Genomic DNA, 16123 nt, shown 5'->3' on the forward strand with positions numbered 1-16123 from the left:
ATTAATTGTGATGTTAACCAACTACGCCAGAGGCCATTCTGCTTCACGTTTCAGGTTTCTGCATTCAGCTCGATTTGTCAACCACTTGGTGTCGGCTAAACCGATTGACTATGCCATGGCTGTCATAGATAATTCCGGCAACTATCACACCTATTGGGGGAACCCCATGGAAAGGCTGGGCTACTGGCTCAAAGAGATTAGGGCCCCATTTCTATCGCTGCCGGTGGTTCTGGTCTTCCTGGGAACATCTGTTGCAGCGGCCGATGGATCGTTCCACTTCGGTCGAGCGCTTTTGGCCATGGTAGGCCTGACATTGCTCCACATAAGTGTAAACGTGTTAAACGAGTATTCCGATTACCATACAGGAATTGACTTCCACACCTCTCCCACGCCTTTCAGCGGGGGCAGCGGAATGCTGACATCCGGCTTGATCGCCCCTTCTGCTGCTTATGTGGTAGGTATTGCCTGCCTGCTGGTGAATGTCCTTATAGGACTATTTTTCATATGGCTCACAAATTGGTGGCTTCTTCCTTTGCTGCTGGTAGGCGCCTTCTGCGTCTTTTCTTACACAACCCTCCTGGCCAAGCATTCTGTGGGAGAGCTGTTCGCTGGAATGGGACTGGGCCTTTTGCCGATTATGGGCTCTTATTTTGTTCAGACCGGGCATTACTCATACCCCGCGTTTGCGGCTGCAATTCCCGCGGGAATACTTACGTTCAACCTTCTGTTGCTAAATGAGTTCCCGGATTTGGAAGCGGACATCAAGGGAGGCCGCAGGAATCTACTTATAACATTCGGAGCCGAAAGAGCGGGAAAGATCTACACCGTGTTGCTGGCGTTAATGTATGTATGGATCGCCGTATCAGTAGCCGGAGGCCTCATCCCGGTCTGGGGATTGGCAGCCATGTTGACCCTTCTAGTGGCTTGGAAACCAATGAAGTGGGCTTGGAGCGACATTCACAATAAAAACGCTATGGTCCCGGCCATGGCCGCGAATGTAATGACCAACCTTGCCACACAGGCCTTGCTTGGGGCAGGATTCTTGGCCTCTATTTATCTCTGAATCGCCGGCTTCTGACCAGGTCGCTCGCGCGCATTGCAAAGTCGTTGGCACATAAAGCGCAAAGTGAACAGCCCGCGGACCGGTCGGTTTTCCTCTGTGAGTAGGATATGGTGACCAGCGGGAACGGCAGTAGTTCCTTTTTTGCACGAGTGATGCGGTTCACTGCGCTCACCGCATCCTACCTTGGCTGCGCGGTGGCAAACGGAAAGCCGCTACTTCACATTGTAAGGTCACGCGGCAAAGATCTTCAGGCGACAGCCCTTTTCTCCTCATTTTGGATGATAATCTTAAGGGAGGGGTTAAAGGGCGGAACGGGTAAACCCTGCTGTTCAAGAAGGGCAATGTGCTCCCTCATTCCCCATTTTGCTTTATAGATACAGTCCTCCACTGAGTGTCCGATGCCTGAAAAACCTTGCAAGTCAGGGGAATAGAAGCCGAAATAATCAGGTTCTTCGGTGGCCTCGATAATAAGTGTGTACGGCAGATCGATCATCCCCTCATTCTCCATCCTCATCGCCAATGCCCGAAGCCTTCAAGCCTCAAGCAATATCCTCACCTGCCAATCGTCGCTTCAAAATCCGCAAAGGATGTGCAAGGGGATCTTTCTTCATAGGGGTTTGGCCTCTTTGAGGATTCGGCGGCGCAGCAACCAGTAGAGCCCGTTCTCACTGACAACATCGACTCTGCGGCCCAGAAGCTCCCGGAGATCCGTGAGCAAGGCGCCAACGTCCAGGAGACTTCGGTCAGGCTCCATGTCCACGAGGAAGTCCACGTCGCTCGTGGCATCCGCCTCTCCTCGGACCACGGAGCCAAAGACCCGGACATTGCGAGCGCCATGGATGGCTGCAATCCGAAGGATTTCCTCCCGCTTTTCTTTGAGAAGGTCCTGAATGGTCATAGGCAGACTTCCCTCGTTAGCCATGACACAACGCTTCGGACGAAAGGCTTCGCCGAGGCCGTACGTGGTCTCGCCAAGGTAGCGTTCGGTGCTGTCCTCGTCGGGGCTTCATGCTCTGTTGCAGGGGGGGTCCCACTTTTCGAGCAGGTCCGACTCTTCCCCCCACCGAGCATCCCGGCCCTCAGGTGTAGCGTGAACGTGGACATGGGTGCCACCCAACCGGACCACGCGGGAAAGCCGGTCATGCGCCAAGAGCCTGTCCCTCAGATTTTCGGCCTCCCCAATGAACAAGGGGGCCCATCGCCCGGGGGCCGTCTCCTTCGCGAAGACGTAATTGCCTGGCTCCTCCCTGAATGGCGCACCTATGGGAAAGATAGAGTACTTGTACACTTTTCCGGACGCCCCCTGCCACATATAAATAAGTTCGGCCATGGCTACCTCCTTTCTGCTTCAGGCCTTTATGCCTACCCAAGAAGTCTAGCAAGTAACCGGTCGGGATGTCTATCTAATTTGTGGAGCCGGGGATGGGAGTCGAACCCACGACCTGCTGATTACGTAGGAAAAGAGGCCGGAGCCGCCGAGCCCCCCCAATCTGTTCCGCCCTCCGACATTGACGAACAAATCCGGGCCGTGGCGCGGGAAGTGTTCCAAGAGATGATTCACGACATGGAGATTGAAAGACGCGTAAGCATCGAGATCGACGATGTACCGCCGGAGCCAGAAGTAATCAAGGGGGAAGGGAAGGGCAGGAGAGAGAACCGAGATTACGTCAAAGTATCTGTCACTGTGGACAAGGTGCTATGGGAGAAATTCACGAAAGAGCGGAACCGCATGAAGGTTTCAAGTGGACGGCTCATGGACATTATCCTGTGGCGTGCCTTTGGACGACCGCGTCTCTCTTATCAGCCCCAAAAAGCCTCAAAGGAATAATTCCTCGATGACTGGAGCATCCCGTTCGGCAGAGTCGTTCCTGTTCAACCATCATCCACAGATGCCTCGCGCCAGTGTGCGAAATCCTCTTCACTAAATGAAAACCATCCCCTATCTTCCGTCCACAACCTGTAGGGAGGCCGCAGAGACGCATTATATTGATCCCATTGCACAGAGAGATAGAGATGACCCACACGCTTCTGCCAGTAACTTACCTCGCTGAAAGATGGCGTCTGTTCTTTCGTGCTAACTGTACTAGAGATACACGGGACGAAGGACCTCGCGAAGTCCTGTAGATCTGTAGGCTCGCTTACATAGCGCGACTGGTGATAGAGTTCCGCTAATGGGTGAATGCGATTGGCAGTTGGCAATGGCGTTTGAACAGAGAGCACATCACGTGCATTGCCAACATAGTCGACAAGGACCATATTGACTCCAAACCTGGAATATTCGGCATACTGAGCGAGAGGTATTTGGGGCTGAACAGGGGGGGCGGGAGACAGGATGACCGTCCCATCACGAACATCCAGACAACTCATTAGAAGCGCGACAGAATTCATGATCCAATCAAGTTGCGGTCTCCGTCCGCCCTCTCCCTCCCAAGCAAGCAAATCCAAGTCTGGCCCGACCCTCCACCCCTGCTGATCTTCGAGGAGAAAACTCTGCTTATCCGTATGGCATATGGACATTTCTCCTAGATCGCGAACTAGGCTCCATCGGGTTTGGCAACCATTCTTTGTACAGGAGACAGAAAGTATTTCCCAGAGCGTACCGCAGGGAATCCATCCAACTGGGACGCCGTGAACAGTAGTAAGCTTCCAAAAGGTCTCAGGAGTTAGCCCCCGTCTTATGCAATCTGCTAGCTGTGCCCAAAGTAATCCGAGCCCTTGATCGAATGCGTCGGAAAGGCGCATCCATCCAGGAGGTAAATCCGTACCACCCAAATGGTATGCAGGAACCCTCCCAGGGGTGATCTCGGGCTTAAGACTTCCGCGTGCGTCTATCAAGGCCGGAGAATGAGAGTGGATGCGTGAATTGGAACTGCCTAACCGCAAGCGAAGTTCCATACCATAGGAAGGGCGACCAGGAGGACCTGAGACAAGGATTCCATCCATGCACACTGGCACGCTGTTCCATTCCCTGAAATCACTTTCAAGCTCGCTGTTTGTTGGCAATAGATATAGTCCCCATTCTTTGCTTCCTCCCTCTATTTTTCCGCGCCACTCTGCCTCGGTGTTAGCTAGACAGGGTACGCCGACATCATCAATCAGAACGGATTCCCGGACGAACCCCCCCAAGAAAGCTGATACTTGGGATAGATCTTGGTGAAAAGATTCACGGTTCCCCACCCGGGCCTTTTCTAGTGTGGTCGGAATTATCTCCGGCTTGGCAGGAATGCTCACCTGCTCCTTAAGTTCTGGAACATCGCATATTCCAACAATAGGGAACTCAGTGGCCAACGCATATCCTTTGAGTACAGGGCATAGCTCAACTTTGTCAGTCCAACGATCGAGGAACGACGGCTTCTGACGCGATATTATGGATACCGTAGTCCCGATAGATTGTTCAGGGGCACCCTCACGAACAACTAGTAGCCCACTCAGTCCGCGGACCTCCACCACAAGTGGAGCCCCCCATTGCCGGCCATGTCCGTAGTCCCGCCGGGTTTTAATTGTGATTCTGTCACCCAACATAAAACAGGACATGAAGCCGATACCAAATTGCGAGCAGGGGTCAAAGTCATTTCCAGAAGCCTTCAGGCGGGTCCTCTCGCGCTCAAAAAATGGCGAGCGATAGAAGCTCCTTCCTACCTTAACAAAGTGGTTCTTTATAATCTCTTCATCCATCCCGGCTCCGTTGTCGGAGCATTCCAGCACTTCGTAGCCATCTTCATCAACATAATGCCTAAGCTCCACTGTTCCATCGTTCCACTGGACGCCCGCATCTGAAAAAAGTGCCTTGCGATAGCGTAAGGCATCGAGAGAGTTCTGAAGCAACTCACGAATGCATAGGTGCGTTTGTCCGTAGAGCTTGTCAGTCATGACCAGGCGCACCACTTCGTCAGTCGAAAGGGTGAATTCAAGGTCGTGGAAGCGATAAGCATCATTAAGTGGCTCGATTCTGGAGCGATCAACGTGCGTTGGAAGCTTCAATTCGTACCCTTCGATTTCCCGTGGTTGCAGGCGGAAGATTTCTTTGCTAGCTGCCAGTTCGTTGTCGATCCAGTCCATATACCTCCGCGCTGCAGCCTCATATGCGGGATGTTCGCATTTGATGCTGAACCGAATACGATCCTGGGATATTTGCCACCCCTCGACCGAGCGGTGCTTTTCCCATTCAAGCAAACTGACAGGGGAAGTGAAGTGAATACTTTTCAGAAGAACCTCAGGCGTGCGGTCGCGGTCAAAATCGAGAATGTCTGAAAGTCTCAGTACTGTTGCGAGAAAGGGCAAATTCACAATAAACGTGCCAATCTGTTCGTCGTAACGAAATCCTGTCCGGGAAATCAGTCCATCGGAGGGGAGTACGTGCGATTCACACAGCGACGCTAAAAAAGGTGCAAGATTGACGCTTTGCATTTCCAGGCGCTTGTCATTTCCATAGACTGATCGGATGAATTCACCAGTGCGGTTCCCATGAGTCTCGCGAATGTAGTCTGTCAACATGGCAGTGTCCAGTTCCGTCAGTTGCCCAGCAAGCTGAGCTTTACGAGCGTCTGCGCAGAGAGGGGAGTTCAATTGCGCTGCCGTTTCACGATAGTTGGGGTGCTCTATTCGCCAATTGTCACGGAAAAGCTGAAAATCCGTGTCACCCTCCAAGGACGAGAACTCCTGCTCAGACAGGACCATGCCTTGGTCGTGAAAGAATGCGGAGAGAATCAGGAGAGCCAGCTCAATGATGTTGAGACGCTCGGCTTCGGAGCCTAACACGAGCCCCATCAATTCAGTAGTCCTTAGTAAATGCCGGTCGTCGTGCAGAGTGTATTGGGATGCGTAACGATACATGGCCTTCATACGATCAACAGCCTCTTCACAGAGACGCGGGATACTAGCCGATAAGAATTTAGCGTCTTGGCCGTCGCTTTCAGAAAGAATTTTCCACAGGCGTGTTTCTTGTACCGTAGTCACCTGTACAATGCGTGTCATCTTCTGTTCCTGCCAAATGCGTCTGAATACGGATTCGCTAGTGCTCCCACAGTATGTAGCTTTACCACACCCCCCGGAGAAAATGAACGTTCCTATATCAATGGTAGCGTGCTTGCCATACCTGTGTGAATCATTATCGCCGAGAAAGGTCGCTGTTTGCCCTAACCGAAAACTCTGAATTCCGCACTCAGGTTATCCCTGGGTTATCCCTCCAAAAAAAATAGGCCCGCCTCGACCGGCTAACCTCTTGTAATTTCTGGAGCCGGGGATGGGAGTCGAACCCACGACCTGCTGATTACGAATCAGCTGCTCTGGCCACTGAGCTACCCCGGCTTAATGCGGTGGAGAAACAACAACAGGGCACAAAATAGAACAAACAGGCTGTTTGTGTCAACATTTTGACTTTGTGTCAAAGCAAACTTCAAGGGTAAGGGCACGACAGGCCGCGCCCTCACTGCCGATCACGAAAGCCCCTTATTCGATGTAGGAAACCGGCACCGGTATGAAAGTCATGATGAACAGAATCACCGCTATCCATCCCACCAAACGGCGTTTTCCGTCCAGAGGCATGTCCGGATACAGCGGTGGGGGATGCTTCAGGCCTAGTATCAATACCAGCACCGCGAACATGAACCAACCGGGCCATAACAAAATTCCAAGGGGGATAAGCGCGGCAAAGATGGCGAAACTAGTGATACGTGCGCCTCTCGGGCCGAAAAGAGCATACATGACATGGCCGCCGTCAAGCTGGCCAATGGGCAGCAGGTTCATTGAAGTCACGAAGAGCCCGAACCAGGCCGCAAGCGCGGTAGGATGCAATAAGATCGTTGCATTGAAAGAGAATTCCCCAAATCTTAGCAAACAGAGCAACTCCAGAATAATCGACGAGCCAAACGCAAAGCCCGTGCCGCCAGTGACCTGAGGCTGGATTTCCGAAGCGACAAGGCCCAGAGCCAGCAGAGGTATGGCAACCACAGCCCCTGAAATCGGCCCCATCGCGCCCACTTCCATAAGGACGTTTCGGTCGGGAATCGGGGATTGGATCTTGATGAACGCGCCGAACGTGCCCAGCGGAGGTATTGCGGGAATAAAATACGGAAGAGTCACCTGTAGATGCCGCCGTCTCCCCGTAAGGTAGTGTCCCATTTCATGCACCAGTAGAATAGACATGAGCGGCACGGAAAATACCCAGCCACTCAAGAAAAACTCCAGCCAGGAATCCGTCTTCTGATTGGCATACAGACCGCCGACGGCTGTGGTAGTGCATGCTGTGAGGACAAAAAGCGCTAAATGAACCGTCCAATGTCTTCGCTTAATCGTACCCTCCTAATTTTCACGGGCATCCTTCCAATTGAGCAATGAAATTTCTCAGCAGAGAGCCTTGCTCTCCTTCAGGTGCCTTTGGCAAAGGCCCTGTTAATTTAGGGCTCACAATCAACCAATTTCGGCAGATTCGCCTTCCGACAAATGCGCGATGGTTCTTCGGAGATGAATGGGCTCGTTGAATTGCGGATCAGGCGTAGTGACTCGTAAAACCTCTTCCACCGTGGTGACCCCATTGAGCATTTTTCTTATGGCGTTCTCCCACAAGGTACTAAACTTTTTCTTTTTTGCCATCTCTTTCAATGCGATCATATCCGGCTTTTCGACAACAAGCTTACTTATGTCATCATCAACAGCGACAATTTCGTATATGCTTTCTCTCTTGAAATACCCGGTGTCCCGGCACTGGTGGCAGCCTCTTCCTCGCTTTAGCACTATCTTTTCAGGGCCCTCGAAATTGAACCCTCGTTTGTTGAGGTCCTTGAGGGTCACGGAGTGTTCGGTCACACAAAAGGGACATATCCTTCGGATCAACCGCTGCGCCAGGAGGCCGATGACGGTTGTGGACAACAGATATGCGGGAATCTTCAGGTCCAGCATCCGGCCTATGGCTGTCAGAGCATCGTTGGTGTGCAGGGTGGAAAACACCAGGTGGCCGGTCAACGCTGCCTGAACGGCCAATGATGCCGTTTCTTCATCCCTGATTTCCCCTATCATTATTATATCCGGGTCCTGGCGCATCACGTGGCGAAGTATCGGTCCGAAGGTCATTCGCTCCTCAGGGTTGTGCAGCATGCTGATCGCGGGGTTTACGGAAATCTGATTGAATTGCTCGAACACCATTTCAACGGGATCTTCAATGGTGGTTATGTTCCTGTCCGCGGTGGCGAGGACCTGCAGGCCCGAGTACAGAGTGGTGGTCTTACCGGACCCTGTGGGTCCCGTAACAAGAACGATCCCGAATGGACGAGTCAAAAGCCCCTGGAATATGGCCAAGTCGTAGGGGGTAAAGCCCAGCGCTTCCAGATCCATAAAAAGCAAGTCAGGGTCTTGAATCCTGCATACGGTTTTTTCGCCGAACGCAGTGGGCACCGTGGAGACGCGTACTTCAACCTCCTTGGAGCGCGTGTTGAGCTTGATTCTTCCGTCCTGAGGCCGCCTTTTTTCTGCGATATCGATGGAGGCCATGCCCTTGATGCAAGAGGTGAACGCCTGATGAAGCGGGCCCGGAATCCAGTCGATGTCGTGAAGCATGCCGTCAATGCGCATCCTCAGTAGGCTCTTGTTGCGTTTGGGCTCGATATGAATGTCGCTGGCTCTCTGGGAAATAGCTCTGCGGAACATGGCATCGACCGCGGTGCGAATGTTCTTGTCTGTATGGGAGATTTCCTCCAGGCTCTTGATATCGGCCAGCCTCTCCAGATCGGCCAGTTCTTTGAAATACTTGACATGCTTTTCCGCCGCGGCCTTGATGGAGCCTTTGAATCCATGAAACTCCAGGATGATCTTCATGATATCGGATTTGGGCGCTATGACTATCTCGATGTCCTTGCCCGTTACCCGGGAAACGTCTTCGAGGACCTCGCGCTGGGAAGGATCGTACATAGCGACCCTCAATTTTCCGTTGATCTCCTGGATCGGAATCAAAAGGAAACGGTCGGCAAACTTCTGTGGCAAGAGGCGAGTGACAAAATCGGGGTCCAATTCGAGGGCGTCGAGCCTCATAAAGGAGTGTCCAAGGTGCTTGGCGATGGCCTGGGTGATAGCGGCCTCATCCACTACGCCATGTGGTCCTGAAAGCTTCATACCGGCTATTATTTCAGCCGCGGTGGTCTGGTGCGCATGGGGCACCGAGCCCTTGACCTGTTTGGCGTGTTCCTGCGCGAGACGGTCCTTGATGTAGTTGTCCGCTCCCTGAAGCTTCAAAAGCGCATTATCGTCAAGGAGTCCGCTGGAGTAGAGAATCTCTCCTATCTGAATGGCGTCGTTATATATTTCCACTGAGGTCACCCAAAGCACTCAAAGGCATTGTTATCTGAGAATACCGGATGAATATGAGGTCTCACAGCTCTTGGAGTGAAAAACGCGTTCTTGCAGGCGTGTGTCCCACGGATTTGCTTTCGAGCCGGCCATCGGCAGCGAACTCCACCGTTCACCTGATTCGCGCAATCAAACGAAAGAGGAAATCCCCCGCAATTTCCCAGATCGAACGCCACTCGAAATTGGACACGCCGCTCGCAAGCGCGGTTCTCGCGCCTCCAGCGATCATAATAATTGTTGCTGTGCTGAGAATCAATAGGTAGTTGATGCTGGAGGTAAGCGCTCACCAACCTGAAGTTGCTGCGTGAGGTGCGGTGAACGCTTACCGTCGGAGGACCTGGACTACTGTTTGCTACTGGTCGTCGGCTTTTTCTCTGAGTTCTTTTCCGGTCTTGAAGAAAGGGAGCCTTTTCTCATCTACCGCTATCTTGTCGCCAGTTTTGGGATTTCTACCGGTGTAGCCCTTGTATTCTTTGACCATGAACGACCCGAACCCCCGGATCTCGATTCGATCACCGCTGATCAGGGCATCGGACATAGTGTCAAAGACCAGATTGACAATTTCCTCGGACTTCCGTAGGGGAAGATCAGCATCCTTGGCCAGGGCCACAATGAGATCTGACTTGTTCATGGCAGATTCCTATCTCTACGGGTTATTTCGCTTTCTTTGCAACTTCCTTGAGTGCCCTGGATGCGGAAAACCGAGGAGCCTTGCCGGCCGGGATCTTGATTTTTTGGCGTGTCTGAGGATTGACGCCTGTACGGGCCTTTTTCTTGATTACCTTGAAGGTCCCTAAATCAGCGATGCGGATCTTCCCGTCTTTTTTCTTGAGGGAATCGTGGATCGCTCCCACAAGGGCATTAAGAGCCGCGGAAGCAGACTTCTTCGTGATCCCAGCTTGTTCTGCCATACGATTGACGAGTTCAGCTTTGGTCATGACAACAACCTCCTAAAAAAGTAAGAAGCTTCAAGGATTTGAAACTACACCGAACGATTGCACCATGTTATCTATAGGAATTTGAATTGTCAAGAGAAATTGCAGGACGTTGAAAAATTCCCCAAAAAAAGTCTACCATTCAAGGATAATTCACTCCGGACCGTTTTCTCTTGACAATCATTCCAGGCGCTATTAATCGGTCTTTCGAGGTCGTACTTATGAATGAAACATCTCTCCTCGAACATCTCGAAGAAGTTGCTACCAGACTCGGAGTGGAACTGAGGTATGAAAACCTTGCAGTGGTCGGCATCAGGAGCGACGGCGGGTTCTGTAAAGTGGGGGGCAAACCCATGATCCTCATTAACCGAAAAGATTCCAGGCGCCGACAAATTCAGATTCTCGCCCGTTCATTGAACAGACTTAACCTCGATGGAATTTTTATACCGCCGGCCGTCCGAAAAGTGATTGAGGCGTATGACAATTGATGCCCACAGGTAACTAGTCTGCGGGCGCGCTCCTACGATTTTCCGGAGAAGGGCCTGGGGAGAGCCACGTTGCACTGAAGGGGATTGTGCACTTGGCAAAGAAGAGACTGCTTAGCTTGTCATCATCCGGATATGCATCTCTGTTCCCGTAGGGGCGCATGGCGTGCGCCCGCATGGGGGCGGTCCCGCGTTCTGCGCGGGATCGCCCCTACAGGAGCAGAAGACGACAACGAAAGCGGATACCATGTGGTCGCCGCTATGATTTCCGAGGAAGCGGACCATTCTTGGTAAAGTGAACAATTCCGTTACTGAAAAAGTCCTCCCCGAGAACAGAGTCTGTAAAGTGGCCTACAACCTAATTCTCGATCTGCCTTGCAGCGAACGTTTGGGCGATTTTGAGGCCCTCAAACAAAAGAAACTTGAAGCCGAAAAGCTGCTCGCCGCCTGGGCGTGGAAATCGGGTCTAAGTGGCTCTTTCCCACTCATAACCTGTTTAATGGGCGGGACAGGAACGGGCAAGAGCACCCTCTTCAACTCCTTGGCCGGCCGGAAGATCAGCGCGGTGGGCATGAGGCGACCTTGCACGGTCAAGGCCGTGATCCTCGCCCCCGGCGGATCGGGAAAAGAGATTCAGGAATGTCCTTTCTTACGTCTCGACCCTGAAGGCAACGCGGACCTCGTTATCGAAGAGGAACCTGAGACCGCCAAAATCATCCTCGTGGATACGCCCGATTTTGACAGCATCGAACTCTCGAACCGTGTGATAGCGGAGAACTTTTTCATAATAAGTGACGTGCTGGTGTTCATAACCTCCCAAGAGAAATACGCGGACCTGACAGGCCATCAGATGGCCGAGCGAGCCAAACAATGGGGGAAGAACACCGTTTTTGTTATGAATAAAGTCAGTTCAGATGCAGCCTTCAACGATTTTCGCCGTGCCCTCGAATTGCGAGGCCACTTATCGGAGCCAATAAGGATCGAACGTGTACCAGGGTCGCCTGAACTGATCGAAGGTCTGCGCACAAGGCCGGGGATTTCCGGATTGGTATCGGCCGAACCCGAGCGCGGAGGTTCAGAAAGACTTCGATCGAAAGAACTGGAAAGGCTGAATCTGCATACCGCAGCGGCCCTTGTGGATCTCGAAGGGGCCCTCCGTGGCCAAACGCAAAGAATATCCGCGGTCAACCGAAAGGTCGAAGACATCTTTGAGGCCACGTCCGATGAGATGGAACACCAGCTTGACGCCATTGTTTCCGATGATATCGAAGTTCGAAGCCGGGAGCGTTTGCAGGAGTTGCTCAGGAAGTACGACATCCTGTTCGTTCCTAGAATGATGATTCGCAATGCGCTGAAGTCAATCTTCCGGTCGGTGGCTGAATTGATTACCGGCCAATGGGGAGGAACGCGGGCCCAGGAAGATGAGAAACAGATCAGGAGCGAGGATTTCGAGGGCACCAGGGCGGCGGTCAGGCTTAAGCCTTTGGAATCTGCGGTGGCTCGGCTTAACCTCAGAATTGCCGAACTGTTGTCGTCGGACCCGACGTTGCAGGATATTCGTGAGGTGGCCCGCGAAGATGTCGCCCGATGGGGTTCGCCAAAGATTCAAGAACTCTACGATCAGGCTTTTCCCGGTGTGGAACATCTCTTGGATGCCGAGTTCAATCGCTTGCGAGAAGGACTCTCATCCGCAGATGAGATCAAGCTTTATGGGTCCTACACGCTTTGGGCTCTGTTGCTTATTACGGCTGAAATAGTAGTCGGTGGCGGCTTTACCCTGCTGGATGCATTGCTGAACACCGTAATCGTGCCCTTCATTCCTAAATGGCTCTTGAAGCTCAAGGTGTTGGACGTGCTGCGCGATATAGGCCGCCGCGTGGACGAAGAACATAGGACGGCCTTGCGAGGAATCCTGAAAAAACAAGCCAATCTGTATACAGAGCGATTCTCAGTGCTTCTGCCCGACGCAGAAGCACTGGAACGGCTTCGCCTCCGTAGGATCGACGTCCAAAGCCAACGAGCGAGGTGACTTTTTACGGGAGTTCGATGCTTGTCGGACCTCAGTTGGTACCGCGTCGCCGTGGCAGCTTGACTCAATCAGGCTAGCCCGTGGCCGCAATTGCCCACGCGATACCGCATGGCGCTGCACCCGGGAATCGATCCGACGAAGGCCTGCTTGAGGAATAGTGCAAAGTTTCTTGGCCCTACTTTACTCCGCCGGCGGTTTGTCATACAAGTCGGTGGGTCTCATACCGATTCGCGGTTAAAAAAGTGACTCGGGTGTCCATGTTGTCCGGCACGGACCTGGAAACCAGGTCAGTGGAACCCAATATTTTCAACTTCGAACGGGTGTTGGGTGCCACGGACCTGCCCAAGCAGGTCCGTGCTTCTTCTATGCGGCGTTCCGGGGTTGCTCGCAAATCAGTCTCAGAGCTATATCCCCGGGGAACGGTCGCGTTCCGCAGCAAGAAACTTTTCAGCTAAAGGGCTGTCTAGCTAACCGAACACATGTTCGCGTCGCAGGGCACAGCGTTAGCAATGAATGTTTACGACCGCCTTGCCGGTGTAGTGGCTAGTGCATAAATGTTTAGTAGTTTCCTAAAAGGGAGAGCATAATGATCCTGGTTTTCAACTTCGCATCTGTTATTCGATGGATGCTGGCAGCAATGGTGGTGTGCATGTTGATTCCTACAAAGTCCGATGCCATGGAGAATAGGTTAAAGCATTTTACTTTGCCAAACGGCCTTCAGGTCTTCGTGAATGAAGACCACGCGCGCAAAGTTGCAACCATCCAGTTATGGGTGAATGTCGGGAGCGCGGATGAAGTTGGCCCCGAACTCGGGATCAGTCATCTTATCGAGCACATGGCCTTCAAGGGCACCAAGCGCAGAGGCGTGGGCAAGATCGCGTCCGAGATAGAAGCGCTCGGTGGAGAGACTAATGCGTACACAAGTTGGGATGAAACCGTTTTTCACGTTACAGTGCCTTCCAGCGAAGTCTCGGCCGGTATGGACATACTTACCGACGCTGTGCTGTATCCGTCGATTGATCCAGGGGAGCTTGATAAAGAAAAGCAGGTGGTAATAGAAGAGATCCTGGAAGGAGAGGAGCGGCCGGAACGGAAGATTTCCAAGCTAATTTTCAAAACCTCTTATGTAAAGAGCCCTTACCAGTACCCTATCATAGGATTTAAAGACCTCGTTGAGAAGATGACTCGTGAAGACATTCTTACGTTTCGGAAGAAATGGTACGTGCCCGAAAACATGTTCCTCCTGGTGGTCGGGGACGTGGATCCCTCCAAAGTTCGCGACGAGGCGGCACGGCTGACCGCGGACCTGAAGCCCACCGGTTTTTTCAGGCCTCCGAAGCCCGATGAACCGGTCCAGGAGAAAATCAGAACCGCGATCGTGCGAGATGTCAATACGCGGGAGACTCGCCTCAGCATGGCTTTTCATATCCCCTCCATGCAGGGAAACGACGTGAATGCCCTGGATCTGGTGGGTGACATACTCGGCGCGCGCGAGAGTTCCAGGTTGATCAGGGTCCTAAAGAAGGAGAAGGGGCTCGTAAACTCTATTTCCGCTCATGCACTGACGCCAAAGAGCCCCGGAATCATGGCCGTGTCTGCCGGCCTTGACTCAAAAAACCTGGAATCGGCAACCAAGGCGATAATGGAGGAATTGGCGCTTCTGGGCAAGCAGCCTCCTTCACCCGAAGAATTGGAAAGAGCCAAGGTTCATATTGAGTCCCAGCACATTTACGCCAGGGAGACGGTACAGGGAATGGCAAGGAGTATCGGCAGCTTTCAGGCCGACCTTGGCGACGCGTATTATGAAGAAAAGTATCTCACTTTAAATAGAGCGGTCACCCCGGACCAGATTTCGGCCGCGGTGAAGAAGTATCTAGTGCCGCCCAACCTGTCGATTGCCGTCCTCCTGCCGGAAAAGGACCTGCCTGACCTCAAGGACGAAACCCTTGAGCAAATCGTGACTCCGTTTCGTCCCGGCGTCGCGGAGGCCACGGCAACCACGGCAACTGCAGAAGGCGTGGTGACACGAACCCTCGGAAACGGGATTCGCGCGGTCTTGGCGCGGGATGACTCCAATCCGGTTGTGGCTTTCAGAATTGCATTTCTCGGTGGCAAGCGCTTCGAGAACAAAGAAAATGAAGGCATCATGAATTTCATCGCCCAAATGCTGAACAAAGGCACAGGGAAGATGACCGAAGTTGATATAGCCCGAAAAGTCGAGGACATGGGCGGAAGGCTGTCAGGGTTTTCCGGGTACGATTCCTTTGGCTTCGCGGGAAGTTTTTTCAGCAGATACGTGGACGACGGGCTCAAATTGCTGGCAGAACTCGTCATGTATCCGACCTTCCCGGAAGATAAGCTGGAACGCGAGAGAAACCTGATCATCAATCGTATCAGGACAGAGCCGGATCGCCCGGTGCAATATGCGATCAACGTGCTCAACGAGGAGGTATTTCCGCACCACCCGTACGGATTCGTAAAAGAGGGGACGTTGACTACTGTCGCCGGATTCACGGCACAGGACCTCAAACAAACTTACGAACGGTATGCGGTCCCGGCCAACATGGTCATAACTGCGGTAGGAGACATAAATGTCCAAGAGATGATGGGCCGAATTGAAGCTGCGTTCGGCGCAATTCCGCCGAGGAAATTCGATGCGCCGGAAGTGCCTGCCGAACAGCCGCTGACCAAAGAACGGAATAAGGTGGTTCGTATTCCAAGAGCCAAAGCCCACCTCGCTGTCGGATTTCGTGGCACTACTCTTGCCGATCAGGATCGTTATGCGCTGGAAGTCCTCAACAATATTCTCGCAGGACAGGGAGGGCGGCTCTTCCTGCAACTTAGGGACAAAGAGTCTTTAGCGTACGTGGTCACCTCGTTTGTCCGGCCTGGGATCGATCCGGGAGTGTTCGCGTTCTACATGGCTTGTGACGATAGCAAACTCGATCAGGCTGTTAAGGGGATGTTCGGCCAGGTGGAGCGAATACGCAAAGAGCGTGTGAGCGATGAGGAACTCAAGAGAGGCATCACCAATCTGGTTGGAAATCACTTGATTGCATTGCAGAGTTCCTGGTCCCGGGCTGAAAATACGGCCTTGAACACATTGTATGGTCTGGGATATGATTATGAGAAAGAGTACGTCGCCAAGATATCCGCTGTCACGGTCGACGATGTCCTCAAAGCGGCAAAAAAATATCTCGACCCTGCAAAATGCGCGGTTGTCAAAATCGTGCCCGAAGAAAACGAAAGCAGGAAGGAATAGCCTGACAAAAGA

Annotated in this window: 13 protein-coding genes and 1 tRNA gene; 5 read left to right on the plus strand and 9 right to left on the minus strand. The window is 52.6% G+C overall.

Annotated elements, in window-relative coordinates:
- Positions 1–10 precede the first annotated feature (10 nt).
- Positions 11–1063, plus strand: coding sequence for a prenyltransferase (locus tag HY913_19690; GenBank protein MBI4965510.1), 1053 nt, complete (start codon positions 11–13; stop codon positions 1061–1063).
- Positions 1064–1310: 247 nt separating this feature from the next.
- Here the strand turns inward: HY913_19690 and HY913_19695 are convergent, their stop codons facing one another.
- From HY913_19695 to HY913_19705, 3 genes are all read right to left on the minus strand, one after another.
- The gene (locus HY913_19695) at positions 1311–1556 is read right to left on the minus strand and encodes a type II toxin-antitoxin system HicB family antitoxin (protein ID MBI4965511.1); all 246 of its coding nucleotides are present in this window, start codon (positions 1554–1556) and stop codon (positions 1311–1313) included.
- Positions 1557–1670: 114 nt separating this feature from the next.
- Complete coding sequence (locus tag HY913_19700; protein ID MBI4965512.1) at positions 1671–1961, minus strand: nucleotidyltransferase family protein; 291 nt, start codon at positions 1959–1961, stop codon at positions 1671–1673.
- A gap of 108 nt (positions 1962–2069) precedes the next feature.
- Entirely contained in the window at positions 2070–2393 is a 324-nt protein-coding gene (locus tag HY913_19705) for a hypothetical protein (GenBank protein ID MBI4965513.1), read from the minus strand.
- A gap of 222 nt (positions 2394–2615) precedes the next feature.
- On the opposite strand from HY913_19705, the gene HY913_19710 reads away from it, so the two are divergent.
- Complete coding sequence (locus tag HY913_19710) at positions 2616–2891, plus strand: hypothetical protein (GenBank protein MBI4965514.1); 276 nt, start codon at positions 2616–2618, stop codon at positions 2889–2891.
- A gap of 44 nt (positions 2892–2935) precedes the next feature.
- On the opposite strand, the gene HY913_19715 is transcribed toward HY913_19710, so the two are convergent.
- From HY913_19715 to HY913_19740, 6 genes are all read right to left on the minus strand, one after another.
- Complete coding sequence (locus HY913_19715) at positions 2936–6037, minus strand: ATP-binding protein (GenBank protein MBI4965515.1); 3102 nt, start codon at positions 6035–6037, stop codon at positions 2936–2938.
- A 257-nt stretch (positions 6038–6294) separates the two neighbouring features.
- A tRNA-Thr gene (locus HY913_19720) sits at positions 6295–6370 on the minus strand.
- A 141-nt stretch (positions 6371–6511) separates the two neighbouring features.
- The gene (locus tag HY913_19725; GenBank protein MBI4965516.1) at positions 6512–7237 is read right to left on the minus strand and encodes a site-2 protease family protein; all 726 of its coding nucleotides are present in this window, start codon (positions 7235–7237) and stop codon (positions 6512–6514) included.
- Positions 7238–7471: 234 nt separating this feature from the next.
- Positions 7472–9361 carry a type II/IV secretion system protein gene (locus tag HY913_19730; GenBank protein MBI4965517.1) on the minus strand — a complete coding sequence of 630 codons (1890 nt, stop codon included), beginning with the start codon at positions 9359–9361 and terminating at the stop codon, positions 7472–7474.
- Positions 9362–9752: 391 nt separating this feature from the next.
- Complete coding sequence (locus tag HY913_19735; protein MBI4965518.1) at positions 9753–10031, minus strand: integration host factor subunit beta; 279 nt, start codon at positions 10029–10031, stop codon at positions 9753–9755.
- Between the two features lie 22 nt (positions 10032–10053).
- The gene (locus HY913_19740) at positions 10054–10338 is read right to left on the minus strand and encodes an HU family DNA-binding protein (protein ID MBI4965519.1); all 285 of its coding nucleotides are present in this window, start codon (positions 10336–10338) and stop codon (positions 10054–10056) included.
- Between the two features lie 218 nt (positions 10339–10556).
- On the opposite strand from HY913_19740, the gene HY913_19745 reads away from it, so the two are divergent.
- The 3 genes from HY913_19745 (at position 10557) to HY913_19755 (ending at position 16111) form a co-directional block, all read left to right on the plus strand.
- Positions 10557–10823, plus strand: a complete 267-nt coding sequence (locus HY913_19745; GenBank protein ID MBI4965520.1) for a hypothetical protein — start codon at positions 10557–10559, stop codon at positions 10821–10823.
- 343 nt (positions 10824–11166) lie between these two features.
- Positions 11167–12849 (plus strand): 50S ribosome-binding GTPase, encoded by a 1683-nt coding sequence (locus tag HY913_19750; protein ID MBI4965521.1) that lies wholly within the window; start codon positions 11167–11169, stop codon positions 12847–12849.
- 586 nt (positions 12850–13435) lie between these two features.
- Positions 13436–16111, plus strand: a complete 2676-nt coding sequence (locus HY913_19755; GenBank protein MBI4965522.1) for an insulinase family protein — start codon at positions 13436–13438, stop codon at positions 16109–16111.
- Positions 16112–16123: the final 12 nt, after the last annotated feature.

This window comes from Desulfomonile tiedjei (genome assembly GCA_016212925.1).
Lineage (GTDB): Bacteria > Desulfobacterota > Desulfomonilia > Desulfomonilales > Desulfomonilaceae > JACRDF01.

Bases quoted from the DNA above. Each gene is read 5' to 3' on its own strand.
- HY913_19690 (MBI4965510.1), top strand. From the start codon at position 11: ATGTTAACCAACTACGCCAGAGGCCATTCTGCTTCACGTTTCAGGTTT.
- HY913_19695 (MBI4965511.1), bottom strand. From the start codon at position 1,556: ATGATCGATCTGCCGTACACACTTATTATCGAGGCCACCGAAGAACCT.
- HY913_19700 (MBI4965512.1), bottom strand. From the start codon at position 1,961: ATGACCATTCAGGACCTTCTCAAAGAAAAGCGGGAGGAAATCCTTCGG.
- HY913_19705 (MBI4965513.1), bottom strand. From the start codon at position 2,393: ATGGCCGAACTTATTTATATGTGGCAGGGGGCGTCCGGAAAAGTGTAC.
- HY913_19710 (MBI4965514.1), top strand. From the start codon at position 2,616: ATGATTCACGACATGGAGATTGAAAGACGCGTAAGCATCGAGATCGAC.
- HY913_19715 (MBI4965515.1), bottom strand. From the start codon at position 6,037: ATGACACGCATTGTACAGGTGACTACGGTACAAGAAACACGCCTGTGG.
- HY913_19735 (MBI4965518.1), bottom strand. From the start codon at position 10,031: ATGAACAAGTCAGATCTCATTGTGGCCCTGGCCAAGGATGCTGATCTT.
- HY913_19740 (MBI4965519.1), bottom strand. From the start codon at position 10,338: ATGACCAAAGCTGAACTCGTCAATCGTATGGCAGAACAAGCTGGGATC.
- HY913_19745 (MBI4965520.1), top strand. From the start codon at position 10,557: ATGAATGAAACATCTCTCCTCGAACATCTCGAAGAAGTTGCTACCAGA.
- HY913_19755 (MBI4965522.1), top strand. From the start codon at position 13,436: ATGATCCTGGTTTTCAACTTCGCATCTGTTATTCGATGGATGCTGGCA.